The sequence below is a fragment of the Amycolatopsis sp. lyj-90 genome, assembly GCF_046549035.1.
Classification (GTDB): domain Bacteria; phylum Actinomycetota; class Actinomycetes; order Mycobacteriales; family Pseudonocardiaceae; genus Amycolatopsis.
Map to the genome: position 1 here is coordinate 18,017 of NZ_JAJPWP010000007.1, position 24,241 is coordinate 42,257.

At 69.1% G+C, this 24,241-nt stretch carries 22 protein-coding genes; 4 read left to right on the forward strand and 18 right to left on the reverse strand.

The features are described from left to right. Positions 1–38 precede the first annotated feature (38 nt). The 4 genes from ACLJPX_RS26375 to ACLJPX_RS26390 all read right to left on the reverse strand — a co-directional run bounded on the left by ACLJPX_RS26375 (position 39) and on the right by ACLJPX_RS26390 (position 6,190). Positions 39–899, reverse strand: coding sequence for an NAD(P)-dependent oxidoreductase (locus tag ACLJPX_RS26375; protein WP_410602633.1), 861 nt, complete (start codon positions 897–899; stop codon positions 39–41). 103 nt (positions 900–1,002) lie between these two features. After that, positions 1,003–1,581 carry a TetR/AcrR family transcriptional regulator gene (locus ACLJPX_RS26380; RefSeq protein ID WP_410602635.1) on the reverse strand — a complete coding sequence of 193 codons (579 nt, stop codon included), beginning with the start codon at positions 1,579–1,581 and terminating at the stop codon, positions 1,003–1,005. A 48-nt stretch (positions 1,582–1,629) separates the two neighbouring features. Further along, positions 1,630–2,376, reverse strand: coding sequence for an arylmalonate decarboxylase (locus tag ACLJPX_RS26385; protein ID WP_410602637.1), 747 nt, complete (start codon positions 2,374–2,376; stop codon positions 1,630–1,632). A 22-nt stretch (positions 2,377–2,398) separates the two neighbouring features. Next, a complete protein-coding gene (locus ACLJPX_RS26390; RefSeq protein WP_410602639.1) occupies positions 2,399–6,190 on the reverse strand; it encodes an amino acid adenylation domain-containing protein in 3,792 nt (1,263 codons plus the stop codon). Between the two features lie 176 nt (positions 6,191–6,366). Here ACLJPX_RS26390 and ACLJPX_RS26395 point away from each other — a divergent pair, with 176 nt between their 5' ends. Further along, positions 6,367–7,233, forward strand: coding sequence for an alpha/beta fold hydrolase (locus ACLJPX_RS26395; RefSeq protein ID WP_410602641.1), 867 nt, complete (start codon positions 6,367–6,369; stop codon positions 7,231–7,233). Here the strand turns inward: ACLJPX_RS26395 and ACLJPX_RS26400 are convergent. The 7 genes from ACLJPX_RS26400 to ACLJPX_RS26430 all read right to left on the reverse strand — a co-directional run bounded on the left by ACLJPX_RS26400 (position 7,202) and on the right by ACLJPX_RS26430 (position 15,110). Further along, a complete protein-coding gene (locus ACLJPX_RS26400; RefSeq protein WP_101609723.1) occupies positions 7,202–8,260 on the reverse strand; it encodes an NAD(P)-binding domain-containing protein in 1,059 nt (352 codons plus the stop codon). The two genes, ACLJPX_RS26395 and ACLJPX_RS26400, sit on opposite strands and share 32 nt — an antisense overlap. 50 nt (positions 8,261–8,310) lie before the next feature. Next, positions 8,311–8,949 carry an SRPBCC family protein gene (locus tag ACLJPX_RS26405; RefSeq protein ID WP_410602643.1) on the reverse strand — a complete coding sequence of 213 codons (639 nt, stop codon included), beginning with the start codon at positions 8,947–8,949 and terminating at the stop codon, positions 8,311–8,313. A 19-nt stretch (positions 8,950–8,968) separates the two neighbouring features. Continuing rightward, positions 8,969–9,823 carry an FAD binding domain-containing protein gene (locus ACLJPX_RS26410; protein ID WP_410602645.1) on the reverse strand — a complete coding sequence of 285 codons (855 nt, stop codon included), beginning with the start codon at positions 9,821–9,823 and terminating at the stop codon, positions 8,969–8,971. Beyond that, complete coding sequence (locus tag ACLJPX_RS26415; protein ID WP_410602647.1) at positions 9,820–12,258, reverse strand: xanthine dehydrogenase family protein molybdopterin-binding subunit; 2,439 nt, start codon at positions 12,256–12,258, stop codon at positions 9,820–9,822. Before ACLJPX_RS26415 ends, ACLJPX_RS26410 begins: the two co-directional genes overlap by 4 nt. Then, positions 12,258–12,788 carry a (2Fe-2S)-binding protein gene (locus ACLJPX_RS26420; RefSeq protein ID WP_101609727.1) on the reverse strand — a complete coding sequence of 177 codons (531 nt, stop codon included), beginning with the start codon at positions 12,786–12,788 and terminating at the stop codon, positions 12,258–12,260. The genes ACLJPX_RS26415 and ACLJPX_RS26420 overlap by 1 nt, the downstream gene beginning before the upstream one ends. Before the next feature lie 226 nt (positions 12,789–13,014). Then, positions 13,015–13,683 (reverse strand): TNT domain-containing protein, encoded by a 669-nt coding sequence (locus ACLJPX_RS26425; RefSeq protein WP_410602649.1) that lies wholly within the window; start codon positions 13,681–13,683, stop codon positions 13,015–13,017. Positions 13,684–14,174: 491 nt separating this feature from the next. Next, on the reverse strand, positions 14,175–15,110 hold the full coding sequence (locus ACLJPX_RS26430; protein WP_410602651.1) for a threonine/serine dehydratase: 936 nt from the start codon (positions 15,108–15,110) through the stop codon (positions 14,175–14,177). A 70-nt stretch (positions 15,111–15,180) separates the two neighbouring features. Between ACLJPX_RS26430 and ACLJPX_RS26435 the strand changes: the two genes are divergently transcribed. Next, positions 15,181–15,660, forward strand: coding sequence for an Lrp/AsnC family transcriptional regulator (locus ACLJPX_RS26435; protein ID WP_410602653.1), 480 nt, complete (start codon positions 15,181–15,183; stop codon positions 15,658–15,660). On the opposite strand, the gene ACLJPX_RS26440 is transcribed toward ACLJPX_RS26435, so the two are convergent. The 3 genes from ACLJPX_RS26440 to ACLJPX_RS26450 form a co-directional block, all read right to left on the reverse strand. Then, positions 15,638–16,750 (reverse strand): XdhC family protein, encoded by a 1,113-nt coding sequence (locus tag ACLJPX_RS26440; protein ID WP_410602655.1) that lies wholly within the window; start codon positions 16,748–16,750, stop codon positions 15,638–15,640. The two genes, ACLJPX_RS26435 and ACLJPX_RS26440, sit on opposite strands and share 23 nt — an antisense overlap. Beyond that, the gene (locus ACLJPX_RS26445) at positions 16,743–17,846 is read right to left on the reverse strand and encodes a vWA domain-containing protein (RefSeq protein WP_410602657.1); all 1,104 of its coding nucleotides are present in this window, start codon (positions 17,844–17,846) and stop codon (positions 16,743–16,745) included. The genes ACLJPX_RS26440 and ACLJPX_RS26445 overlap by 8 nt, the downstream gene beginning before the upstream one ends. A gap of 81 nt (positions 17,847–17,927) precedes the next feature. Then, complete coding sequence (locus tag ACLJPX_RS26450; protein ID WP_410602659.1) at positions 17,928–19,139, reverse strand: FAD-dependent oxidoreductase; 1,212 nt, start codon at positions 19,137–19,139, stop codon at positions 17,928–17,930. A gap of 93 nt (positions 19,140–19,232) precedes the next feature. On the opposite strand from ACLJPX_RS26450, the gene ACLJPX_RS26455 reads away from it, so the two are divergent. Continuing rightward, on the forward strand, positions 19,233–20,267 hold the full coding sequence (locus ACLJPX_RS26455) for a nucleoside hydrolase (RefSeq protein WP_410602661.1): 1,035 nt from the start codon (positions 19,233–19,235) through the stop codon (positions 20,265–20,267). On the opposite strand, the gene ACLJPX_RS26460 is transcribed toward ACLJPX_RS26455, so the two are convergent. Further along, the gene (locus ACLJPX_RS26460) at positions 20,264–20,830 is read right to left on the reverse strand and encodes a TetR/AcrR family transcriptional regulator (protein ID WP_410602663.1); all 567 of its coding nucleotides are present in this window, start codon (positions 20,828–20,830) and stop codon (positions 20,264–20,266) included. The genes ACLJPX_RS26455 and ACLJPX_RS26460 overlap by 4 nt on opposite strands. Before the next feature lie 93 nt (positions 20,831–20,923). Between ACLJPX_RS26460 and ACLJPX_RS26465 the strand changes: the two genes are divergently transcribed. Next, the gene (locus tag ACLJPX_RS26465) at positions 20,924–21,943 is read left to right on the forward strand and encodes an aldo/keto reductase (protein ID WP_410603472.1); all 1,020 of its coding nucleotides are present in this window, start codon (positions 20,924–20,926) and stop codon (positions 21,941–21,943) included. Between the two features lie 6 nt (positions 21,944–21,949). Here the strand turns inward: ACLJPX_RS26465 and ACLJPX_RS26470 are convergent, their stop codons facing one another. From ACLJPX_RS26470 to ACLJPX_RS26480, 3 genes are read right to left on the reverse strand one after another with little or no spacing between them, the layout of a single operon-like run. After that, positions 21,950–22,822: an AAA family ATPase gene (locus tag ACLJPX_RS26470; protein ID WP_410602665.1), complete on the reverse strand. Its 873-nt coding sequence runs from the start codon at positions 22,820–22,822 to the stop codon at positions 21,950–21,952. Positions 22,823–22,853: 31 nt separating this feature from the next. Beyond that, entirely contained in the window at positions 22,854–23,423 is a 570-nt protein-coding gene (locus ACLJPX_RS26475; RefSeq protein ID WP_410602667.1) for an NTP transferase domain-containing protein, read from the reverse strand. Then, positions 23,416–24,237, reverse strand: coding sequence for an IclR family transcriptional regulator C-terminal domain-containing protein (locus tag ACLJPX_RS26480; protein ID WP_410602669.1), 822 nt, complete (start codon positions 24,235–24,237; stop codon positions 23,416–23,418). Before ACLJPX_RS26480 ends, ACLJPX_RS26475 begins: the two co-directional genes overlap by 8 nt. Between the last annotated feature and the right edge of the window lie 4 nt (positions 24,238–24,241).

The following is a 24,241-nucleotide window of genomic DNA, read 5'->3' on the forward strand; positions in this document are numbered from 1 at the left end:
CGTTCAGCGAACTGAACGCGGTCGCGCCCGACCCCCGCCTATTTGTCGAAGCTGGCGAAGTACCCGGCCGCCATGTCCTCGTCGCCGTGCCCTGCTTCGGAAGCGCGGGCGAAGCGGGCCCGCCCGGCCTCGACGACGTCCATCCGGACCCCCGCGCGACCCGCGGCTTCGAGTACCAGCCGGGCGTCCTTCGCGGCGTTGTCGACGGAGAACGCGGTGGTGTAGTCGTTGTTGAGGATCGCGGTGGACTTGCCCTGGAAGTAACCGTTGTCCATCGGGCCGCCGGTGACGACGTCGACGAAGTGCCGCGGGTCGACACCGAGCCCCTCGGCCAGCGCCAGCGCCTCGCCAACACCGTGGGTCAGCGCGATCACCCAGGTGTTCAGCACCAGCTTGAGCCTGCTCGCCGCGCCGGAACGGCCGTCTTCGCCGACCCACACCGTGCGCTTGCCGATCGCGTCGAACAGCGGCTGGACGGTCTCGCGCGCCTCTGTCGCGCCCGCCGCCAGCACGATCAGCTGGCCCTGTTCGGCGGGCTGACGGGTGCCCTGGACCGGCGAGTCGACGAAGACGAGGCCCTGCTCGTCGGCGTAGGCGATCAAGTCGTCGACGGCGTCGCCGACGGTGCTGAGCTGCACCCAGATCGTGCCGGCGGCGGGGGCGGCCGCGCGGATCGCCTCGAGCACCGCCGGGCCGTCGGTGAGGACCGTGATCACGACAGGCGCGCCTTCGACCGCTTCCGCGGCGCTCGCCGCGACCTGGACACCGTCCCCGGCCAGGGCTTCGGCCTTGGCCGCGGTGCGGTTCCAGGCCCGGACGGTGAATCCGGCCTTGCTCAGGTTGCGGGCCACCGGGGCGCCGATGATTCCGGTGCCGAGCACCGCGACGGTCTCCGTCATGACTTGCCTTCACTCCTAGCGCTCGATAGTGGAACCCTCGTTAAAGAACGAGGGCGAAGGAAATCCGCGCGGGCGCGGGGGTCTGGTTACGAAACCTGGAACATCAGAAGGCCTGGATGGTGGTTTCGATTACTTGGGTGAGCGCTTGCCGGTCCGCGGTCTTGCCCAGCACCCGCAGGCCGTACATCGCGGCGAGGGTGAACCGCGCCAGCGCCCGCGGATCCTGGTTCGCGCCGATCTCGCCCTCCTGCCGCGCGGCGGCGAACTCGACGTGGAACGCGTTCTCCACCCGCTCGAAGTTGTGGCGGACGCGGGCGGTGATCTCGTCGTCGATCCCGCCGAGTTCCAGGGCGGCGTTGACGGCGAAACAACCGCGGTGCCCGGCCGAGGAGTCCAGCTCGTCGTCGACGACGTCGGTCAGGACCCGCCTGACCCGTTCACGGATGGTGCCCGGCGCCGCGAGCATCTCCTCCACCCGTGTGGCGGAGGTTTCCTCGTAGCGGCGCAGCGACTCCTTGAAAAGCTGCTGCTTGCTCGAAAACGTGTGATACAGGCTGCCGCGTCCGAGACCGGTGCCGTCGACCAGGTCCTGGGCCGACGTGGCCGCGTAGCCCTTGCGCCAGAACGTGCCGACGGCCGCGTCGAGCACTTCGGTGGGATCGAATCCCTTCGGACGGGGCATGGCGCCCAGCATCGCACGTTCTGTAACGACCAGTCAAATACCTCAGGGTCAGTGCTCCGACAGCAGGGAGCCGAAGCCGCGCACCCGGTCGGCGATGCCGTTCTGGCGCAGGGCGTACCAGTACAGGACGGTGTTGTTCGAGATGACCGGTTTGCCGAGCCAGAACTCGGCGGCCGCGGCGAGGCGCGCCATGGCGACGTTGGTGCCGACCTGGACGATGGCTTCGACGTCGGCGCTGTCGATCGTCTTGACCGCGTCCCGGAGTTCGGCCTCGGAGACGTGGGAGATCCTGGCCGGGCTCGACCTGCCGAGGCCATGGAGCCTCAGCAGGTCGTAGCCGCTGCCGGAGAAGAACCGGCTCACCGGATCGTCGCCCACCGGCAGGTACGGCGTGATGACCGCGATCCGGCGGGCGTCGTACGCCGACAGCGCGGCGTTGATCGCGTCCGGGCTCATCGTCACCGGCCGCCCGCCCGCGGCCGCCCTCATCGTGTCGAGGACGCGGCCGTGCGAACCCGGTCCCTTCCAGTAACTTTCCGGCGAGACCCCGATGATCACGCAATCGGGGTCGCAGCCGGTGACACTCTCGATCGCCGGGTGGGTCGACGTGCGGATACCGCGCATCACCCGGTCGAAGCCGGGCGCGTCGACCATCGGATCGTCGGCGATGACCATCCGCCCGGTGTGGTTGGTGACGCCGTCGGGTCGCATCGCGTCCAGTTCCGGCTGGGCCGAGGTGTTGGTGGACGGGACGACGACGCCGACCTTGAGGCGGGGACCGAGAGAGTCAGTCACGGGCTGGTTTCTCCTTCGTCGGTCAGCGCCCCTTCCGGGCACGGATCGCCGACACCAGTTCGCCGACCCCGCTTTCCTTGAGGACGCTGTAATGGTCGCCTTCGAGCGTGACCACCTCCGGCGGCGTGGCCGAATACCCGGAACTGTTCTCGACGAACGAGTAGTCGTCGCCGTCGGCCTTGAAGAGGGTCACCGGAGCCATGATCCGCCGCCGCGCGAGTTCGCGGAAGCTGTAGTCGAACTCGTAGGTCTCCTCGACGATGCGAACGATCCGCCGGATCAGCTGTTCGCCGAGGCCGGGCAGCAGCTTTGCCACGAAGGTCACGAATCCGTCCTCGTCACGGACGGTTTCCCGGCAGGCCAGCGGTTCCGGTCCGGAGATCGACCCGATGAAGACCGACAGCAGGATCGTCAGGTAAGCCGGGTTCGTGTAGCTGGCCACCTTTTCCCCGCCGCCTTCGACCTCGGGGTTCCCCGGGCAGATCAACAGCAGTTCGGTCACCTGCTGTCCCTGCCGCTCCAGCTGCCACGCCGTTTCGAAGGCGACCCGCGCGCCGAACGAGTAGCCCCACAGCGTGTACGGCCCCTCCGGCTGGACGCGCCGGATCTCGGCGACGTCGGCCTTCGCCATCTCCTCGACGGTGGCGTAAGGCGTCTCGTCCGCGTTGACGCCGTGCGCTTGCACCCCGTAGAACGACCGCCCCAGGCTGATTTCCGTGGCCAGCGACCGGAGATTCATCGGATAGCCGCCGAGTCCCGGCCAGCAGAACACCGGGCTGCCACCACCGGTCGCCAAGGGGACCAGCCGCGACGACGGCCGGGCGGAGTCCTCACCGATGCGGGCGGCCAGGTCGGCCAGCTTCGGGCACTCGAAGACGACCTGCAGCGGCAGCCGCGTGCCGTATTCGCGATTGATCCGGTTCACCAGGGAGACGGCGGTCAGCGAGTTGCCGCCGGCGGCGAAGAAGTCGTCCCGGACCGAGACGTCGTCGTACTTGAGCGCCTTGCCCCACGCCTCGGCCAGCCACCGTTCGTGACTCGTCGAGGGGGCGACGTACGGCGTGTCACCACTCGAGGACCGGACGGCGTCGGTCTCCGCCAGCGCCCTGGCATCGACCTTTCCGTTGGCGGTCAACGGCAACTCGTCCAGCACCAGCACCCGGTTGGGGATCATGTAGTCGGGCAGGATGTTCGCGAGCTCGTCCCGGATCATCTCCGCCGGCCCCTTCATGTGCACGGCGTCTTCGCGCATCCCTTCGCTGCTCGTCTGCTCCGGGCTCACCTTGCCGCCGACGAAGAAGTACGACGGACCGGGGGCGATCCCCTGCCCGGCGAGGATGTCGTCGATCCGCCGGGCGGCCGGCAGCGGATTACCGCTCTTCGAGCTGTAGCCCGAGGACATGAGACCGAGCGCCGAACCGTTGCGCTGCAGGTGATGCAGCTTCGTGCCGAGGCCGAGGTACTCGAGCCAGCCGTCGGCGGTGCGGCTGACCGCGGTGATGCCGAAGCCCGCGCGTTCGTACACCTGCTGGTTGATCGCGATCACGTGCTTGGCTTCGATCAGTTTGCCGGAGATCCGCTCGAAGTCCCCGTCCCGCCAGCGATAGGTACCGGCGGGCAGGCCTTCGACCCGGTCCGGATGGGCTTGCACGAACAGTTCGGTGTCGTTCCGCCGCGGTTCTCCGTCGTTGGCGTGCAAGGAGAACGTGCCGAGGTAGTGGTCGTCGGCGGCGGCACCGAGGCGGAGGGCCACCTCGGGGTCGAACGCCGACGGGCTGATCGTGAGGCCGTACCCGGGCAGGATTTCCTCGAACACCCCGACCATGTGGCCTGCTTCGAATTCGAGGACCTCGCGGATGTTGTTCTTGTAGACCGGTTCGATCGCCCCGGTGCGGCCGAGGAAGTGCACCGAGTGCCCGGTTCCCGCGCCCTCGCCGATCCTGACCAGCGTGTGGTCGATCGGGTGGTAGTAGTAGATACCGGAGCCGAGCCCGTCGAGACCGCTGGTCTCCAGATACAACTGCGTCGCGTACAGCGCGCCCGGAGAGGCGTAGGAGTACTTCGGCAGCAGCCGTTCGTCGCTCTGGAACCGGCCGAACCACCGCAGCAGCTCACCCAGTTCGGCGAACGCGAGCTCACCGGGTTCGCGGGAAAGCGTGCTGACCTGGCCCGGCGTCAGGAGCGCGGCGAGATCGTCGCGAGTGACGGCGCCACCCTCGTAGTAGCGATAGGTCTTGCGGGCGAAGACTTCCCGCCGCTGTGAGGTGGTCTCCTGCTTGCCTGGCAGCGCGACGGCCGGAAGGCCCGCGACGTCACGGACGCCGGGATTCGACAGCTGCGCCTTGACCTGCAGCTTGCTGGTCTTGGACTGGTGGTGCCCGCCGTGGTTGCCCTGGTCCATCACCGCGGCTTCGCGCGGATTCAGTTCCACACACGCGACGAGCGCCTGGGAACCGGTCCGCGCGTCGTCGGTCACCACCGCCGCGGCCCGGCGCACCCACGTGTGCTCCTCGATCGCCACTGCGATCTCGTCCAGCTCGACGCGGTAGCCGCGCAGTTTGACCTGGTTGTCGGCGCGGCCGACGAACTGGATCGTGCCGTCGGGGTTCCAGTAGGCGAGGTCACCGGTGCGGTACAGCCGTTCGGTCGGCACGAACGGGTTCGGCACGAACCGCTCGCGCGTCTGTTCCGGCCGGTTCAGGTAACCGCGGGCCAGCTGGACACCGCCGATGTACAGCTCGCCCGTCTCCCCGATGTCGACCGGGGCGAGGTCGGTGTCGAGCACGTAGCACTGGGTGTTGTCGACGGGCACGCCGATCGAGATCATCCCGGCGCTCTCGTCGATCGTGTCCGGGTCGACGAGGTGGGCGGTCGCGTTGATCGTGCATTCGGTCGGCCCGTAGAGGTTGACCAGCCGTGCCGACGGCAGTTCACGGCTGAGTTCCTTGGCCAGCTGCCGCGAAAGCGCCTCACCGCCGGAGAACAGCTTCCGCAGCGTGGTGCAGGTCGCGAAGCGTTCCGTGTCGAGCAACGCCTGCAGCAGCGTCGGAACGCACTGCAGGGTGGTGACGTCGTGCTTCACCACCGTGTCGATCAGCGCTTCGGGATCGCGGAAACCGCCCGGCTCGCTCATCACCACCCTGGCTCCCGCGGCGGGCGCCAGGATCTCCCACTGCGCGGCGTCGAAGCTCATCGGCGTCTTCTGCAGCACCGTGACGTCCGTGCCCAGGTGGCCGCAAGCCTGCAGCCAGCGCATCTGTGACACGACGCTGTGGTGTTCGATCATCACGCCCTTCGGCCTGCCCGTGCTGCCGGAGGTGTAGATGACGTAGGCGAGCGAGTCCGGCCGGGGCCCTGGCGGGAGCTCGCCGGTCTCGCCGCGGACGTCGGCCACGGACACGATCCGCGTCCCGGCGGGCACCAGCCCGGCGAGCCGTCCGGCGAGGTGCGGCTGCGTGACGACGACGCCGGTCCGGCTGTCTTCGAGCATGTACCGCAGCCGGTCTTCCGGGTATTCCGGGGACAACGGCAGATAAGCGGCACCCGCCGCGAGGATGCCCCACGCGCCGGTCATCAGGTCCGCGGAAGGCTCGACGTAGAGGCCGACGGGATCGTTCGCGCCGATCCCCAGCCCCGTGAGGTGCCCGGCGAGTTCCCTGCTCGCTTCTTCGAGCCCGCGAAAGGTCAGTTCCCGATCTCCGTCGACGACGGCGATCGCGTCCGGCTGTGTCCTCGACCAGTGCCCGAGCAGATCAGGAAGGCAGGTACCGGAACGGACGCGATGAAGCGGCGTGACGTTGTCGGTCGACGGCATGGTCATCCCCCAGTGCGAATTTCGTGTTTTCTGGTACTCGGGTCAAAGGAGTGGTGCGGACATCCCGAGATACCGTCCGATAAACGACAATCCGAAAAGCGCCCGGCAGACCATTCTTTGCCTCCCTTTCGGGCGACGGTCCTCACCGGCCGCCGGAGTACGCCACAATCGGAGGCATGATTCCGACTTTCGTCTTCGTGCACGGTTCCGGAAGCGCGGCGCACGCCTGGTCGGCGACCCAGCGGGAAATGGCCTCGCACGGCCATCGGACCCTCGCGGTCGATCTCCCCGGCCGGGGAGCGGGGATCACCCAGGCCTACCACGAACAGGACCTCGAAGCCTTCGCGGCGGAACCGTCGGTGATGAGCGACCTGACCCTGGACGACTTCACCGGGGTGGTCGTCGACGCCGTCCAGCGGGTGCGCCATCACGGCCCGGTCGTCCTGGTGGCGCACAGCTTCGGCGGGCTCCCGGTCACCGCCGCCGCCAACGCGATCCCGGAACTGATCGACCGGATCGTCTACGTCGCCGCCCAGTGCCCGGTCGACCGCGCCCCCGGGGAGTACGCGGCGCTGCCCGAATGGGCGTCCGCCGGGTTCTTCACCGCCATCGCCCCACTGCTCCTCGGAAATCCGCAGGAGCAGGGCTTCGTCCGGGTCAACTGGCGGGGCGCCGACCGCGGGCGCCGCGCCGCACTTCGCGACGCCGTCGCCGCCGAACTCACCGAGGACGAATTCCTCCAGGTGATCGTCACGAGCCAGCCGGACGAGGTGTTCTGGCTGACCGGCCCCGAGTGGGACGTCCGCGCCGACAGGGATTCCTGGGGCCGGATCCCGCGTACGTTCGTCAAACTGACCAGGGACCATTCGTTACCGCTCGCCGTCCAGGACCTTTACATCGCCGAGGGCGACGCGCTCACCCCGGACAACCCGTTCGACGTCCGCGAACTCGCGAGCAGTCACGCCGGTTTCTTCCGGAAGCCCGCCGGGCTGGCCGGGATCCTCGACGACCTCAGCCTCCGAGCAGGCGCCGGATCTCGGTGACGGCCGTGCGGCCCGCCCGGTTCGCGCCGACGGTGCTGGCGGAGGGGCCGTAGCCGACCAGGTGCAGGCGCGGTTCGGCGACGACCCTGGTGCCGTCCATCCGGATCCCGCCGCCGGGCCCGCGCAGGCGCAGCGGCGCGAGATGGTCGATGGCGGCCCGGAAACCGGTGGCCCACAGGATGACGTCGGCGGGCTCGGCGGTGCCGTCCGCCCACACCACGCCGTCCGGGGTGATCCGCTCGAACATCGGGTGCGGGTCGAGGATCCCCGCTTCCCGTCCCGCCCGTACCTCGGGCGTCACCGCCAGATCGGTCACGCTGACGACGCTTTCCGGCGGCAGGCCTTCCCGGACCCGCCTGTCGACCTTGGCGACGGCCTCGCGGCCCCAGTCCTCGCTGAACGGCTCGTCGCGCCAGACCGGCGGACGCCGGGTCACCCAGCGCGTCGACCGCGCGAACGGCGCGATCTCCAGCAGCAGCTGGACGGCCGACGCTCCACCGCCGACCACGACGACGCGCTTGCCGCGGAAGTCGCCGACGCCGGTGTAGTCGGCGGTGTGCACCTGACGGCCGAGGAAGGTCTCCTGCCCCGGGTAGTACGGCCAGAACGGCCGGTCCCAGGTGCCGGTCGCACTGATCACCGCGCGGGCGGCCCAGGTTTCCGTCGCGCTCGCGACGACGAGCCGGTCTTCCTCACTGCTCACCGACAGGACATCGACAGGGCGATGGACCGGAAGGTCGTAGGTGCGCTCGAAGCGGCCGAAGTACTCGGAGACGACGTCGGCGGCGGGCAGTTTCGGGTCCGGGGTGCCGAAGGCCATCCCGGGGAGGTCGTAGATGCCGTGGACCTTCTCCACGAGCAGCGAAGGCCAGCGGTACTGCCACGCGCCGCCAGGCCGTTTGCCGTGGTCGAGCACGACGAAACCCGCCTCGTTGGCGAATCCCGCGCGGCGCAGGTGATACGCCGCCGACAGCCCGGCCTGGCCCGCCCCGATCACCGCCACGTCGACTTCGTGATCCGCCTTCATACCGGGTTCAACGGCTCACGACGGCCGCTATTTCGCGCCCTAGGTCACAGTCAGCGCTTCAAGGCGCGGACGATCGCGACGATCAGGAGCACCCCGGCGAGCGCGACCAGCACCGGCGCCACCCGTTTGACCACGGACTCGCCCGCGTACTCCATCAGGTCGATGGCCTCGCCCTCCGCCACCGGTTTCACCGCCTTCAACGGTGGACGCTCCGGGGTTTCGGGCTTTTCGGGCTCGGGTGCGGCCGTCGTACCGAGCTTGCCGGACAGGCAGTCCGCGAACGAGTCGAGGATCTTGCCGCCGACCTCGGAGATCATCCCGCGCCCGAACTGCGCCGGCTTGCCGGTGACCGCCAGCTCCGTGGAGACGGCGCCATGAGTGACGCCGTCCTTCTCGGACAGGGTGAGCGTCACCATCGCCGACGCCGTACCCGCCCCCCGGGCATCCTTGCCGGACGCCTTGATCACCACTTTCCTCGCGTCGGCGTCCTTCTCGACGAAATGGCCGGCTCCCTTGTAGAGCAGGGAGATCGGCCCGAGCTTGACCTTCACCGTGCCTTTGAAGGCGTCCCCGTCGACTTCGGTGACGGTGGCGCCGGGCATGCACGGCGCCACCCGTTCCGGGTCGACGACGGCCTTCCAGACCTCGTCGACCGGGGCGGGAACGGTGAATGCGTGGTCGAGCCGCACGGGCCGACCTCCCTTTCTCTCAAGAACCTGCCGCGGCGAGGATCGCCCGGCCGGTCAGCACCCTGGCGAGATGCTGTCGGTATTCGACGTCGGAATTGCCGTCCGCCGTCGGGTTCGTGCCTTCGGCCGCGTGTTCGGCCGCGCCGCGGATCGCCTCGGCGGTGGCCGCACAGCCGACCAGCGCCGCTTCGACCCCGGCCGCCCGCACCGGTGTCGAGCCCATGTTGGTGAGCGCGACCCGCGCCTCCTCGATGGTGCCCGCCTCGATGCGGACGCAGGCCGCGACCGCGACCATCGACCACGCCTGCGCGACCCGGTTGAACTTCTCGTAGTGGGCGTGCCAGCCGGTGTGCTTCGGCACGCGGACCTCGACCAGGATCTCGTCCGCGGCGAGCGCGGTGGTGAACATGTCCTGGAAGAAGTCCGCCGCGGCGATCGTCCGCCGCCCGCCCGGCCCGGCGACGACGAGTTCGCAGCCGAGCGCGAGGACGGGGGCCAGCAGGTCGCCCGCCGGATCGGCGTGCGCGATGGCGCCGCCGAACGTGCCGCGATGGCGGATCTGCGGATCGGCCACCGTGTCGGTGGCGGCCTTGAGCAACGCGGCGTGCTCGGCGATCAGCGTGTCCCGCTGGACGTCGTAGTGCGTGGTCATCGAACCGATGACCAGCGCGTCGCCGTCCTCGCGGACACCGCGCAGTTCGCCGATCTTCCCGAGGTCGATCAGCGTGGTCGGCGTGGCCAGCCGCATCCGCAGGACCGGCAGCAGGCTTTGCCCGCCTGCCAGCACTTTGGCGTCCTCGCCCGCTTCGGCGAGGGCGCTGATCGCTTCGTCCACTGTGGACGGAGAGACGTAGTCGAACGGAGCCGGGATCACTGGGCACCTCCGGAAGCGTCGATCGAACCGAGGCCGCCACCGGCTTCGGAACCCAAGCCGCCCTCGGCGGTCGTCTGGTGCTGGATGGCGTGCCAGACCCGCATCGGGGTCAACGGCATTTCGATGTCGTTCACCCCGAAGTGCCGGACGGCGTCGATCACGGCGTTGACCACCGCCGGGGTCGAGGCGATCGTGCCCGCCTCGCCGACTCCCTTGGCGCCCAACGGGTTCGTCGTCGACGGCGTCTCGGTGCGGTCGGTGGTGAAGTTGGGCAGATCCGCCGCCGACGGCAGGAGGTAGTCGGCGAACGTGCCCGTCGTCAGCGTCCCGCCTTCGTCGTGGACGGCCTCTTCGAACAACGCCTGCGCGATGCCCTGCGCGAGTCCGCCGTGCACCTGGCCCTCCACGATCAGCGGGTTGACCGCCACGCCGACGTCGTCGACACAGACATAGGAGCGCAGCTTCACGCGCCCTGTCTCGGTGTCGACCTCGGCCGCGCACAGATGCGTTCCGTGCGGGAAGGAGAAGTTCTCCGGATCGAACGTGTCCGACGAGTCCAGCGAGGGTTCGACCCCGTCCGGCAGGTCGTGCGCCGAGAACACGGCCCACGCGATGTCCTGGATGGACGTCGAGGAATCCGTGCCCTTGACGGAGAACTTGCCCGCTTCGAATTCGAGGTCGTCCTCGGCGCATTCCATCATGTGCGCCGCGATCGGCTTGGCCTTGGCGAGCACCTTGTCCGCCGCCTTGACCACCGCGACCCCGCCGACCACCAGCGACCGGGACCCGTAGGTGTCCATGCCCTTGTGCGAAGACTGGGTGTCACCGTGGATGACCTCGATGTCCTCGAACGGGACCCCGAGTTTGTCGGCGACGATCTGGCTCCAGGCCGTCTCGTGCCCCTGGCCGTGCGCGGAGGCGCCGGTGATGACCTCGATCTTGCCGGTCGGCAGCACCCGGATGTCCGCGTGTTCCCAGCCGCCCGCCGCGTAGTCGAGCGAACCGAGCACCCGCGACGGCGCGAGGCCGCACATTTCGGTGAACGTCGAGATGCCGATGCCGAGCTGGACCGAGTCGCCGGATTCCCGCCGCTCCTTCTGTTCCCGGCGGAGACCGTCGTAGTCGAAGAGTTCCTTGGCCTTTTCGGTGGCGGCCTCGTAGTTGCCCGAGTCGTAGGTCAGCCCGGCCACCGTGGTGAACGGGAACTCCTCGTGCTTGATCCAGTTCTTCTCGCGCAGCTCCATCGGGTCCATGCCGAGTTCGACGGCGAGTTCGTCCATGATCCGCTCGATCCCGAACGTGGCCTCCGGCCGCCCGGCGCCGCGGTACGCGTCGGTGAGCGTGGTGTTGGTGAACACGTTGGTACAGGCGAAGTGGTACGCCGGGAACTTGTAGATGGCGTTGAACATGAACGCGCCGAGGATCGGCACGCCGGGGCCGACGAGGCCGAGGTACGCGCCCATGTCGGCGAGCAGTTCGACCTTCAGGCCGGTCACCGTGCCGTCGCGGTTCGCGGTGATCGTGAGGTCCTGGATCTGGTCGCGGCCGTGGTGCGCGGCGACCATCGTCTCCGAACGGGTCTCGTTCCACTTGACCGGTTTTCCGAGCCGCCGCGCGATCAGCGTCGCCATCATCTCTTCGGGCAGCACGGCGATCTTGCCGCCGAATCCGCCGCCGACGTCCGGCGCGATCACCCGCACCTTGTGCTCGGGGAGGCCGAGCGTGGCCGCGGTCATCGTCTTGAGGATGTGCGGGACCTGGGTGGCCGACCACATGACCAGCTGGCTGCCGGTCGGGTCGACGACGCACGCGCGCGGTTCCATGAACGCAGGCACGAGGCGCTGCTGGCGGAACCGCCGCTTGAGGACGACTTCGGACTTCGCGATCGCGTCCTCGACGTCGGATCCCGTTCCCGCGGCGGCGGAATCGAAGACCCAGACGGCGTTCTGGTTGGTGCCGAGATCTTCGTGCACCAGCGGCGCGCCCTCGGCGAGCGCGTTCTCGAGCCCGAGGACGACCGGCAGTTCGTCGTAGTCGACGTCGATCGCTTCGAGCGCGTCATGCGCTTCGGCCGACGTGCGGGCGACGACCACCGCGATACCTTCACCGGCGAAGTTCACCGTGTCCGAGGCGAGGATGGGCCGCCTCGGCGATTTCATGTCCGGCGTGATCGGCCACGCGCACGGCATGCCGATGGCGCTTTCGGGGTCGAGGTCCATGCCGGTGAACACCGCGACGACCCCCGGCGCCGACTTCGCCTCGGAGACGTCGATCGAGACGATCTTGGCGTGCGCGAACGGGCTGCGGAGCACCGCGAGGTGCAGCATGCCGGGGAGGGTCAGGTTGTCGGTCCAGCGCGTCCGGCCGGTGATGAGGCGCTCGTCCTCCTTGCGGCGGCGCGACTTGCCGACCTCCGGTTCGATCGTGGAGGTCATCACTCACCACCCGCGCCGACGCGGGAGGCGGTGTCCGAGGCGAGCCGCTCGGCTTCGGGACCCGCACCGGGCCGCATCTGGTGGGCGGCGTCGCGCACCGCGCGGACGATGTTCTGGTAGCCCGTGCAGCGGCACAGGTTGCCTTCGAGTCCTTCTCGGACGGCCTTTTCGTCCGGATCGGGATTGTCGGCGAGCAGGTCGATCGACTGCATGATCATGCCGGGAGTGCAGAAACCGCACTGGAGCGCGTGATTCTCGTGGAAGGCCTTCTGCACCGGATGCAGTTCGCCGTCTCGGGCCAGTCCCTCGATCGTGGTGATCTCGCAGCCGTCGGCCTGGACCGCGAGTACCGAACAGGATTTCACGCTGTGCCCGTCGAGGTGGACGGTGCAGGCGCCGCAGTTGCTGGTGTCGCAACCGACCACGGTGCCTACCTTCCCGACCCGTTCGCGCAGATGGTGCACGAGCAGGGTGCGGGGCTCGACGTCGTCTGTGTAGCTGGTGCCGTCGACGGTGACGGTGATGCGCATCAGGCCTCCAAAAGCAAGAGAAACCCCGCGCTGGTCCGGGGTAGTTCGGGAGCGGCCGGTCATTCGGTTGTCACGGACCGACCCCGGGATGACCGTGATCGGACTCACAGTCGAGCGTGCTACTTCTGCCCGGCCGGGACAACCCCCACCAGGGGGTGGTTCCCGACCGGGCCCGCAAACGCGTTGCCACTCGGTGGTTTTCTCCGCAGATGCGGTTCTGTTAGGACTACTTCAAGCGCTCGAGAAAGCCGTTGGTGATCAACCACCCGACGTTGACCGGACCCGGTGCGCCGGGCAGCAACGCACCGTCCACTTGATACTGGAATCCCCCACCCGGCTGGGCGAACCAGGCCGCGATCGGACCGGAGTGCACGGCGAACGACTTCTTGACCTGATAGGCGTGATAGTTGCAGCTCGCGCCCGGCGTCGAATCGAGGCTTTGCGGCGGAATCGCCCTCGAAGCGTATGGGGAGCCCTTCGGCGCGAGGAAGCTGCCGTACTCGCTGCCGTACCGGTCGATTCGCTTGCCCGGCGTCAACGTGACGACGAACTGGATGGGCGTTCCGTCGGGCCGCAGGACATAACCGTTCTTGGGCGGGTAGCGCCAGGACGCGGCCGCCGAGTCGTAATAGGTGTCGAGGAAGCTCTTGTGCGGCAGGGTCCCGGTGCGGCGATAGCCGATGAGCTGGAACCCGACGTCACCCAGTATCGGCAGCTTCTCCGGGCCGAGCCGTTTGTCCCCGCGGTGATCGGCGTCCGAACATTCGGTGAGCCGACCGGCTTGTTGTGCGGCGGTTTGTTCGGTACCGACTTGTGCGGCGGCGGCCTGCGCGGTGACCGGGGCGAGGAGCAGTCCGATGGCGGCGAACACCGTCAAGGTGCGTCTCAGCAACATGTTCCGAGCACACCAGCCGCCGCCGGGGGCGGGCAGCGGCTGATCGACTGACGTCACTGAGCCGACCGGGTTGGTCGTGAGTGGCGTTCGGGTTCTAGCCAAGGGTGCCCTAGGTACCTACTGGATTTGCGTGCAGTGTTCGCAAGTTCGTGATGCCCAGGGGCCGTGTCGCGAAAGCCACTTTCGGGACACCAGGCGTCGCGAAAGTGGCTTTCGCGACACCCGGGCTGGCTGGCGCATCCCTCACGACAGCCCACCACGCCACTGCCGCTCTGGCTCGCCCCCGCAGTACATGAAGGCCCCCTTCCTTGCGCCTAGGTACAGGAAGGGGGCCTTCATGTACTCGGGTGAAGGGGTCCTTCACTACCTTCAGAGTAGGCAAGGAGGCATTCACGGACCTGCAACCAACTCCAGCCACAAACAGCAGGTACCTAAGACCCCTTCGGCTCCAACCCGAATCCCCACTCACGACCCCCTGGACCGAAGCCCGCTCAGCCCGTCATGCCCAGCACCGAGAGATCCGCGTTCGCCCCGGTGACCACGGTGGCGGCTAACTCGCCCGGCAGGTCGTGCACGGTCAGCGCCGCCAGACCGGCGGCACCGGCGGGTTCCGGGACGACGCCGAGGGTTTCCGCGCCCAGCCGCATGGCCGCGCGCAGATCGTCGTCGGTGACCAGGACGAAATCGTCGACCAGCGACCGCAGCCGCCGGACGGATTCCGGTTCCGGGGTCCGGATCGAGATCCCGCCGGCGAACCAGTTCGCCCGGTCGACGGTGACCGGCTCCCCCGCTTTCCAGCTCCTCGCCATGGCCGGCGCCGACATGGTGCCGACGCCGACGATCCGGACGTCCGGCGAGTGCGCCTTGAGCCAGAGCGCGACCCCGGCGATCAGCGCGCCGTCGCCGACCGGGAGCACGACCGTGTCGATCCCGCTTTCCCGCGCCAGCTCCAGGCCGATCGTGCCCGCCCCCTCGGAGATCGCGGGCTCACGGCCGTCGACCACGAAGACGCGATCCGGGGCTTCGGCGGCGAAGGCGGCGGCGACGGCTTTTGCCTCGCCATCGACACGGCGCACCCGGGCACCCAAGGCCTTCATCCGCCGGAGTTTGACCGGAGAAATGTCGATGGGGACGAAGACTTCGGCCCGCAGGCCGCGTTTCCGGGCGGCGAACGCGACGGCCTGCCCGAAGTTGCCGCTGGTCCCGCACACCATCGTGGTGCCCGGCTCCAGCCCGGCGGCGAAGTAGTCCGCACCGCGGCCTTTGAAACTGCGCAACGGATTCAGCGTCTCGATCTTCACCAGCACGCGACGGCCGAGGCGCTCGTTCAGCTGTTCGTCGCTGTACTGCGGGGAGTTCAGGAAAACGGGATCGATCACCTTCGCCGCCTCGGCGACGTGGTCCAGCTGCAGGTCGATGTCGGTCATGACGCCCAAGCTAGGCGGGAAGCCGATCATGCCGATTGTAAATTTTCGCGTCCGCGTGCAAAAATCTTGCGTGACTCTGGACGAGATCGACCACCTGCTGCTCGACCTCGTCCAGGTCGACGCGGCCCGCCCGCTGCACGAACTGGGGGATGCCGTCGGCCTTTCCCCGAGCGCGGTCCAGCGGCGGCTGACCAGGCTGCGCGCCGCGGGCGTGATCCGCGCGCAGGTCGCCGTGCTCGATCCGGAGGCGCTGAGCGCCGGGATGGCGTCGGTCATCCTGGTCGCGCTGACCGACGACGACGTGGAGCATCACGACGCGTTCCGTGCGCGCATGCTGGCCGAACCGCGCGTCCAGCACTGCTACAGCATCGTCGGGCAGTGGGACTACGTCGTCGTCCTGCTCACCCCGGATCTCAAGGCGAGCCGCCACCTGGCCAGGGACCTGTTCACCGAGCACGTCAACCGGTTCGAGACCCTGCCGGCCTTCGACGTGGTCAAGTCGAGTCAGGCGGTCCCGGTGCCCGGCGTCAGCCGTGGATCCGGCCGCTGAGTTCGGCGAGCCGCGAACCCGAACCGCTCCACCGCAGCGCGATGATCTCCGCCGCGATCGACACCGCGGTCTCCTCGGGCGTCCGCGCGCCGAGGTCGAGGCCGATCGGCGAAGACAGCCGTTCGAGTTCCGCTTCGGTGACCCCGGCCTCGCGCAGCCGCGAGAACCGGTCGTCGTGGGTCTTGCGCGAGCCCATCGCGCCGACGTAGCCGACGTCGAGGCGCAACGCGACCTCCAGCAGCGGCACGTCGAACTTCGGATCGTGGGTGAGCACGGCGATCGCGGTCCGGCCGTCGACCCGGCCCGCGTCGGCTTCGGCACGGAGATAGCGATGCGGCCAGTCGACGACGACCTCGTCCGCGTCGGGGAAGCGGCTCTTCGTCGCGAACACGGGCCGCGCGTCGCAGACGGTGACCTGGTAACCGAGGTACGCGCCCATCTTCGCCATCGCGGCGGCGAAGTCGATGGCGCCGAAGACCAGCAGGCGCGCGGGCGGCTCGAAGGAGTTGACGAAGACCGTCATCCCCTCGCCGCGTCGCTGCCCGTCCGGCCCGTAGTGCAGCGTGCCGGTGCGGCCCGCCACGAGCATTCCGCGCGCGTCGTCGACGACGGCGTCGTCCATCCGCGAGGAGCCGAGCGAACCGGCGACGCGGTCCGGCCAGACGATCAGATGCTCCCCGACCAGGCCTTCCCGTTCGTGCTCGATCACCGTCACGACGGCGACCGGCTGTCCACTGTGGACCGATTCGACGACGTCGCCGAGTTCCGGCATCGACTCGCGGTCGACCTGCTGGACGTAGATGTCGATGATCCCGCCGCAGGTCAGCCCGACCGCGAAGGCGTCGTCGTCGCTGACGCCGTAGCGCTGCAGTACGGGGGCGCGTTCGGCGACCACCTGCTGCGCGAGTTCGTAGACGGCGCCCTCGACGCAGCCGCCGGAGACACTGCCGGTGACCGTGCCGTCAGGCGCGACGAGCATCGCCGCACCCGGGCTCCGGGGCGCCGACGAGAACGTCGCCACCACCGTGCCGACCCCCACGGTTTCACCGGCCGACCAGCGGCGGTGCAGTTCGTCCAGTACGTCACGCATCGGCGATCTCCACCAGCAGTCGTTCCAAAGTGGCCAAGCTGTGCCCGGCGAGCAGCCGATCGAGGTACGGGAGCGCGGCCACGATGCCGGACTGCACGGGAGCGTAACCTGCCCGCCCCGCGTGCGGATTCACCCAGAATACGACGTGCGCGAGCCGCCGCAGCCTGGCGAGCTGCTCGCCGAGCAGGCCGGGGTCGCCCCGTTCCCAGCCGTCGGAGAACACGGTGACCACGGAACGCCTGGCCACGCCGCGTTGTCCCCAGCGATCGAGGAAGGCTCGCAGGGTCTCACCGAGCCTGGTCCCGCCCGCGAAATCGGGGACGGCGGCGGCCGCGGCGAGCATCGCGTACTCGGGATCGCGCAGGCGCAGCTGGCGAGAGACCCTGGTGAGCCGGGTGCCCAGCGTGAACACCTCGACCCGGCCGGGGGCACGCCTGGCCACCACGTGCGCGAACCGCAGCAGGGCGTCGGCGTAGGGCCCCATCGAGCCGGAGACGTCGATCAGGAAGACGAGACGGCGTGGTTTGGTCCCTCTCCGCCGGTACGCCAGGCGCACGGGCTCGCCGCCGCCGGCCAGCATCGCCCGGAGCGTGCGCGACGGGTCGAGGGTGCCCCGCCGGGCGGCGCGGCGTCGCGGCGATGACCGCGGCGGGAGGGCCGGGCGTAGTTTCGCGAGGAGTTCCCGCAGGTGGGCACGTTCGGCGACGGTCAGTTCGGCGAGGTCACGGTGTCGCAGGACCTCGTCCTCACTCGCGGCCACGCGGAGCTGATCGGGCTCCGCGCCGGACTCGCCCTGGCCCGGTGACTGCGCGAGCGTGGCGATCCTGGCGCGCTTCGGGGCCGCTTCCCGGCCGCGCCGCCGTGGTCCGGTTTCCGCCTCGGTGAACCAGCTGTCGAACGCGGCGTCGTAGCGGGGGAGGTCGTCGGGATCGGCGCACAGCGTCAGCCGCCCGGCCCAGTACAGCTGCTCGGGATCGGCCAGGTCGACCTCGCCCACGGCCGCGAGGTACGCCTGCACTCGGTGCGCGTCGCACGGCAAACCGGCTTCGCGCAAAGCCTCCGCGAAGCCGACGAAACCGGCGAGTGGATCGCTCACCCCTCCATTGTGCCCGCGTTTCGTCCTCTGGTTGCGGTAGTTGCACGCGCAAGGACCGCGACTAGAGGACGAAACGCGGCGTCAGCGGCGGGCGAAGGCCGGGGTTTTCTCGCGAAGGGGGCCGATACCACCCATGAACGCACTCAGGCCTGTGAGCAGCGGGAACCGGTCCGAGATCCGGAGAGGCAGGGGGATCGTCCGCTCGGTGAGCGTCCCGTCGAGGGCGGGCTCGACGAGCATCTTGTGCTCCCCCAGTTGCATCTTCTGGGTGAGAGTGACGACGAAGTTCCGGCGGCGCTGCACCCTGCCCAGGTCCCGCGCGGTCAGCGTGCCGCGCCGCAGCGGGGCGGCGAGGATCCTCGCGGCCGCCACGGCGTCCTGCACGGCGATGTTGACGCCCATCCCACCGGCAGGCGACATCGCGTGCGCGGCGTCGCCGATGCAGAGCACCCTCTCGGAATACCAGTGCGGGAGCTTGGACATCCGGACCTTCAGCAGTTTGACGTCGTCCCAATCGCGGATGGCGGCGAGTTCGCCCTCACCCCAGCCGAACAGGCCGCCGATCCGTTCTCGGAACTTCTCGATGCCCTCGGCACGCAACGCCTCGTCTTGCCCCTTCCGGATCAGGTACGACGTCTGGTAGTACTCGCCGCGGTCCATCGTCATCCCGGCGAGGCCGTTCGCGAAACAGCCGAACACCTGGGCTTCCTTGCCCGTGTCTTCGAGTTTGGGCACGCGGACCCACCACACGTCCATCGGCACGTCGTACTCGTGCGGCACGAGTCCCGCTTCCGCGCGCACCAGGGAATCCCGGCCGTCGCAGCCGACCACGAGCGACGCGGCCAGTTCCCGTTCCACGCCGTCGGAATCGCGGTAACGCACCCCGCCGCCCGCGCGCAGCCCGGTGACCTCGGCGCCCATCCGCAGGGTGAACGTCGGCTCCCCGGCCGCCGCTTCGGCGAGCAGGTTCAGGAAGTCCCACTGCGGGACCATCGAGATGTACTTGTACGGCCCGGGAATCCGGCTGAAATCGGCGGCGACGATCGTCGCGTCGCCGATCACCATCCGCAGCTTCTCCAGCCGTTTCGACGGGAGTTCCGCGAACCGTTCGCCGAGCCCGAGTTCGTCGAGCAGCATCAACGTCGGCGGATGGACCGTGTCACCGCGGAAATCGCGGAAGAAGTCCTTGTGCTTCTCGAGAACGGTGACCTCGACCCCGGCTCGCGCCAGCAGGAGCCCGAGCACCATCCCCGCCGGACCGCCCCCCACCACACAGCACTGTGTACGTTCCATAACCGAGTTGTAGCGCGCCCGCTGAGCCGTCGCCATGGATTCGGCGCGGAAGAGGACCTAGGTCCTGCCGGAAATCCTCGCTACGGTGACGCCATGTTCTCGTCCCGTGCCGCGCTCGCCGCCTTCCTCGCCTGCGCCCTCGGCGTGGCCGTCGCCCCGGCCGCCTCGGCGACCCCGCCGTCCTCGCCGGTCCCGGTCGTGTTCGACGGCGACTCCGACTTCGCGGACATCGCGACGCTCGCGTATCTGTGCCAAGCGCACAAACAGCGCCGCATCGACCTGCGCGCGGTCACCGTCACCAACAACGGCGCCGGGACCCCCGGGCGCGCGCTGACCCACGTGCGGACGGCGCTCGGGAAATGCGGTCTCTCCGGCATTCCGGTCGCCGACGGTTCCGACCACGGCGTGAACCCGATGCCCGCCGATGGCCGCGCCTGGACCGAAAGCATCCTCAACGGCGCGCTCGGTGACGCGGGGGTTCCGGACCGTCCGTCCAAGATCCGCGCGTCGGCACTGCTCGCCGCGACGGTGCTCAAGTCGGCCAAACCGGTCGTCGTGATCGCGACCGGGCCGCTCACGAACGTGGCGAAAGCCATGGACGTTCCCGGTGTGGCGCAGCGGATTTCGCGGCTTTCCGTGATGGGCGGCGCCTTCGACGTCCCCGGCAACGTGTTCGGCCCGGACGCGGAGAAGTTCGACGGCACCCAGGAAGTCAACATGTGGCTCGACCCCGCTTCGGCGGACAAGGTCTTCGCCGGGCTCCGCCGGGTCGACATCGTTCCGCTGGACGCCACGAACGACGTCCCCATCACACCGTCCTATGTGGAGCGTCTGGGCCGGGAAGGCCGGACAGCGGAAGCGAAACTGGTGCACGCGATCGTCACGCAGCCCGATCTCGCGCCGTACGTCCAGGACGGGTCGGCGTTCTGGTGGGACACCCTCGCCTCGTCCGAGGTGCTCGACGACGTGAGCCCGGTCAAGCTGCGGACGGCGAAGGTCGACGTGCGACAGGACGGCGCCGCGGCGGGCCGTACTTACGTGACACCGAAGGGAACTTCGCAGCATGTCGGCTACGACGCCGATCCCTTGCTCTACGAGAACGGCTTCCTGAAGATGCTGAACGGCTAAGCCCTCAACCCTGCGATGAGGACCCCGACCATCCGGCGCGCGTCGTAGCGAGGGTCGCTGTCGGCGCCGATGCAGAGGTTCCCGACGCCGCGCATGACCTCGATCGCCTGCAGATCGGCGCGGATCTCACCGGCCTTCGCCGAGGCGTCGAGCAACTGACCGCACACGGGCAGGAGACGGTCGAGGAAGTAGGCGTGCAACGTCTCGAACCCGGTGTTGTCCGCCTGGAACGCCCCGGCGAGGCCGTGTTTGGTGACCAGGAAGTCGACGAAGAGGTCGATCCAGCGGCGCAACGCCTCATACGGCGAAGCGCTCGACGCCAGCAGTTCCGGCCCGGCTTCGGCGCAGGCGTCGACCTGATGCCGGTAGACGGCGATGATGAGGTCGGCCCTGGTCGGGAAATGCCGGTAGATCGTGCCCATCCCGACGCCCGCCTTGGCCGCGATGTCGCGGACCGGCGCCTCGACGCCCGAAGAGACGAAGACCGCGGCGGCCGCGTCGAGCAGGGTCTTCTCGTTGCGCCGGGCGTCCGCGCGTTTGGTCTTGGTGCCCTCTTCACTCATCACGCCACTCCTTCGGTTGCCAAACGGAACAGTGCTCCGTATTGTTAGCGGAGCAACGTTCCGCTTGCTCATTTTGCCATGGAGGACACCGTCATGCAGTACCGCACCTTGGGCAGGACCGGTGTGCAGGTCAGCACCCTCGCGCTCGGCGCGATGAACTTCGGCGCGATCGGGCGCACGACCCAGGACGAGGCCACCGCCATCGTCGACGCCGCGCTGGCGGGCGGGGTCAACTTCGTCGACACCGCCGACATGTACAGCGCCGGGGAGTCGGAGAAGATGGTCGGCAAGGCCATCGCCGGCCGCCGCGAGGATCTCGTGCTGGCCACGAAGGCGACCATGCCGATGGGCGACGATCGCAACCATCAGGGCGCTTCACGCCGCTGGCTGGTCACCGCGCTGGACAACAGCCTGCGCCGCCTCGGCGTCGATCACGTCGACCTCTACCAGATCCACCGCTGGGACCCGAAGACCAGCGACGAGGAGACCCTTTCGGCGCTGACCGATCTGCAGCGCGCGGGGAAGATCCGCTACTTCGGTTCGTCGACCTTCCCCGCGTACCGCGTCGTGCAGGCGCAGTGGGCAGCACGCGAAGCCCGGCTGAGCCGGTACGTCACCGAGCAGCCCAGCTATTCGATCCTGCAGCGCGGCATCGAAACGCACGTTCTTCCGGTGACCGAGGAGTACGGGCTCGGCGTGCTGGCGTGGAGCCCGCTCGCTTCGGGCTGGCTTTCGGGCGCCGTCCGCGAGGGCCGGGAGATCACCACCAACCGCGCGAAGAGCCGGCCGCAACGCTTCGACCTCGCCATCCCGGCCAACCGGGCCCGGATGGAGGCCGTCGAACGCCTGGCCAAGGTCGCCGACGAGGCCGGGCTGACGCTGATCCAGCTCGCGCTCGGGTTCGTGACCGCCCATCCGGCCGTGACCAGCGCGATCATCGGACCGCGCACGCCGGTGCACCTCGAGTCGCAACTCGCCGCCGCGGACACGGTGCTGCCCGCCGACGTCCTCGACGCGATCGACGAGATCGTCGCTCCCGGCGCCGACCTCGCGCCGGACGAGAAGATGGACACCCCGCCGTCGCTGCTCGACGCGTCGCTGCGGCGGCGTTGAAGCGGCTCAGGCGAGGAGTTTGTCCAGTTTGGCGCGGACCCTGTCGAGGTCTTCGCTGTACTTGAGGACCGAACCCAGGGTCCTCGCGCCGTTCGCGGCGTCCAGTTCGGACATCCCGAGGGCGAGTAGCGCCTGGGCCCAGTCCAGCGATTCCGCCACTCCGGGCGGCTTCAGCAACTCCATCGCCCGGAGGCGCTGCACCGCCGTCGCGACCTGCGCCGCGAGCCCTTCGCCCAGACCCGGGATCTTGCGGCGCAGGATCTCGATCTCGCGGGCGAGGTCCGGGTGTTCGAGCCAGTGATAGAGACAGCGGCGTTTCAGCGCGTCGTGCACCTCCCGCGTCCGGTTGGAGGTGAGCACCACGAGCGGCGGATGCTCGGCACGCACCTCGCCGAATTCGGGGATCGTCACCGCGTTCTCGTCGAGGAGTTGCAGCAGGAAGGCTTCGAACTCGTCGTCGGCCCGGTCGATCTCGTCGACCAGCAGGACACACGGCGCGGTCTGCAACGCCTTCAGCAGCGGCCGGGAGAGCAGGAAACGTTCGGTGTAAAGGGACTGCTCGGCGGCCTCGACGTCGAGGCCGCCGTCACCCGCGGCTTCGAGCGCCCGCAAGTGCAGCAACTGGCGGGGGAAGTCCCATTCGTACAGTGCCTGCGCCGCGTCGATCCCCTCGTGACACTGGAGCCGGATGAGCGGCAGGCTCAGCGCTTCGGACAGCCCCAAGGCGAGCGAGGTCTTGCCGGTGCCCGGTTCGCCCTCACAGAACAGGGGGCGGCCGAGCCGCAGCGCGAGGAACCCGGCCGTGGCGATGCCGTCGTCGGCGAGGTAGCCGACCGATTCGAGGGCTTCGGCCAGTTTCTCCGGCGATTCGACGGTCACTTCCCGATCGTATGCCCCGGGGAGCGCGAGATCAGCCTGGAAGATCCTCGCGGCGGTCCACGTCGTGCCCGGTGCCGAGGTCACCGCATTCGACGAGCCGCAGGTCCGGACGGCTCTTCAGCCAGTCTCGCGCGCCCTTGTCCCCGGACGCGCCCGCCACGATCTCCGGCCACCAGCGGCGGCCGAGCACGACGGGATGACCGGAAACACCTCCGTAGGCCGCCCGCGCGACGGTTTCCTCGTCGGCCCCGTCCGTGACTCGGCGCACCACTTCGGCACCGACGCCGGGCAGATCCACGAGGTGCACGACGGCGGCTTCGGCGCCGGTCTTTTCCAGTGCGTTCAGGCCCGCGCGGAGTGACGCTCCCATGCCGGACTCCCAGTCTTCGGCCAGGACGGCGACCTCAGGACTCGGCAACAGCCTGCGGACTTCCTCGGCCGAGGCACCCAGGACCACCCGGACCGGTGCGCAACCGGCGTCGGCCAGCACCCGCAAGGCTCGGATGACGAACGGCTCACCGTCGAGGACGGCGAGCGCCTTCGGCCCGCCGAACCGGCGCCCGGCACCGGCCGCGAGCAGCAACCCGGCGACCTCAGCCATGCCCTGCCTTCGTGTGTCCTGCCTTGGCCGGCGGCGCCGACGCCAGATCGGCCTCGATGGCCTGTGCCGCCACGAGCAGCGACGGCAGCAGTTCGCGCTCGACCGACTCCGGCGTCGTGCGGCTGGCGTGGGTGGAGAGGTTGACCGCGGCCACGACCCGGCCCCGCCGGTCCCGGATCGGCGCGGCGATCGAGCGGAGACCTTCTTCGAGCTCCTGGTCGACCATCGCGTAACCCTGCCGGTAGACCCGCTTCAGCTCGGCGATCAGGTCCTGCTGCCTGGTCAGCGTGTGCGCGGTCAGCTTCTCGAGCTTGGCCGCGTCGAGGTAGCCGTGCAGGTCTTCGCCTTCGAGGCCGGCCAGCAGAACGTGCCCCATCGAGGTCGCGTGGGCCGGGAAGCGGGTGCCGACGTTGATGCTGACGGTCATGATCCGTGAAACGGCCACGCGCGCGACGTAGACGATGTCCAGGCCTTCGAGCACCGAGACCGAACTCGACTCGTGCACCTCGGCCGACAGCCGTTCCAGATGCGGCTGGGCGACCTCGGGCAGCGACAGACTCGACAAGTACGAGTAACCGAGTTCGAGGACCCGTGCGGTGAGCGAGAAGTACTTGCCGTCCGTGCGCACGTATCCCAGGTCGACGAGGGTCAGCAGGAACCGGCGGGCGGCCGCCCTGGTCAGCCCGGTGGAGCGGGCGACGTCGCTCAGCGTGAGTTCCGCCGCGTCCGCGTTGAACGCCTTGATCACCGCCAGCCCGCGTTCCAGCGACTGGACATGGTGCGCTCCGCGCTCGGTCACCTCGCCTTCGTCCATACCG

Bases quoted from the DNA above. Each gene is read 5' to 3' on its own strand.
- ACLJPX_RS26375 (WP_410602633.1), bottom strand. From the start codon at position 899: ATGACGGAGACCGTCGCGGTGCTCGGCACCGGAATCATCGGCGCCCCG.
- ACLJPX_RS26380 (WP_410602635.1), bottom strand. From the start codon at position 1,581: ATGCCCCGTCCGAAGGGATTCGATCCCACCGAAGTGCTCGACGCGGCC.
- ACLJPX_RS26390 (WP_410602639.1), bottom strand. From the start codon at position 6,190: ATGCCGTCGACCGACAACGTCACGCCGCTTCATCGCGTCCGTTCCGGT.
- ACLJPX_RS26395 (WP_410602641.1), top strand. From the start codon at position 6,367: ATGATTCCGACTTTCGTCTTCGTGCACGGTTCCGGAAGCGCGGCGCAC.
- ACLJPX_RS26400 (WP_101609723.1), bottom strand. From the start codon at position 8,260: ATGAAGGCGGATCACGAAGTCGACGTGGCGGTGATCGGGGCGGGCCAG.
- ACLJPX_RS26415 (WP_410602647.1), bottom strand. From the start codon at position 12,258: ATGACCTCCACGATCGAACCGGAGGTCGGCAAGTCGCGCCGCCGCAAG.
- ACLJPX_RS26420 (WP_101609727.1), bottom strand. From the start codon at position 12,788: ATGCGCATCACCGTCACCGTCGACGGCACCAGCTACACAGACGACGTC.
- ACLJPX_RS26425 (WP_410602649.1), bottom strand. From the start codon at position 13,683: ATGTTGCTGAGACGCACCTTGACGGTGTTCGCCGCCATCGGACTGCTC.
- ACLJPX_RS26430 (WP_410602651.1), bottom strand. From the start codon at position 15,110: ATGACCGACATCGACCTGCAGCTGGACCACGTCGCCGAGGCGGCGAAG.
- ACLJPX_RS26440 (WP_410602655.1), bottom strand. From the start codon at position 16,750: ATGCGTGACGTACTGGACGAACTGCACCGCCGCTGGTCGGCCGGTGAA.
- ACLJPX_RS26450 (WP_410602659.1), bottom strand. From the start codon at position 19,139: ATGGAACGTACACAGTGCTGTGTGGTGGGGGGCGGTCCGGCGGGGATG.
- ACLJPX_RS26455 (WP_410602661.1), top strand. From the start codon at position 19,233: ATGTTCTCGTCCCGTGCCGCGCTCGCCGCCTTCCTCGCCTGCGCCCTC.
- ACLJPX_RS26460 (WP_410602663.1), bottom strand. From the start codon at position 20,830: ATGAGTGAAGAGGGCACCAAGACCAAACGCGCGGACGCCCGGCGCAAC.
- ACLJPX_RS26465 (WP_410603472.1), top strand. From the start codon at position 20,924: ATGCAGTACCGCACCTTGGGCAGGACCGGTGTGCAGGTCAGCACCCTC.
- ACLJPX_RS26475 (WP_410602667.1), bottom strand. From the start codon at position 23,423: ATGGCTGAGGTCGCCGGGTTGCTGCTCGCGGCCGGTGCCGGGCGCCGG.
- ACLJPX_RS26480 (WP_410602669.1), bottom strand. From the start codon at position 24,237: ATGGACGAAGGCGAGGTGACCGAGCGCGGAGCGCACCATGTCCAGTCG.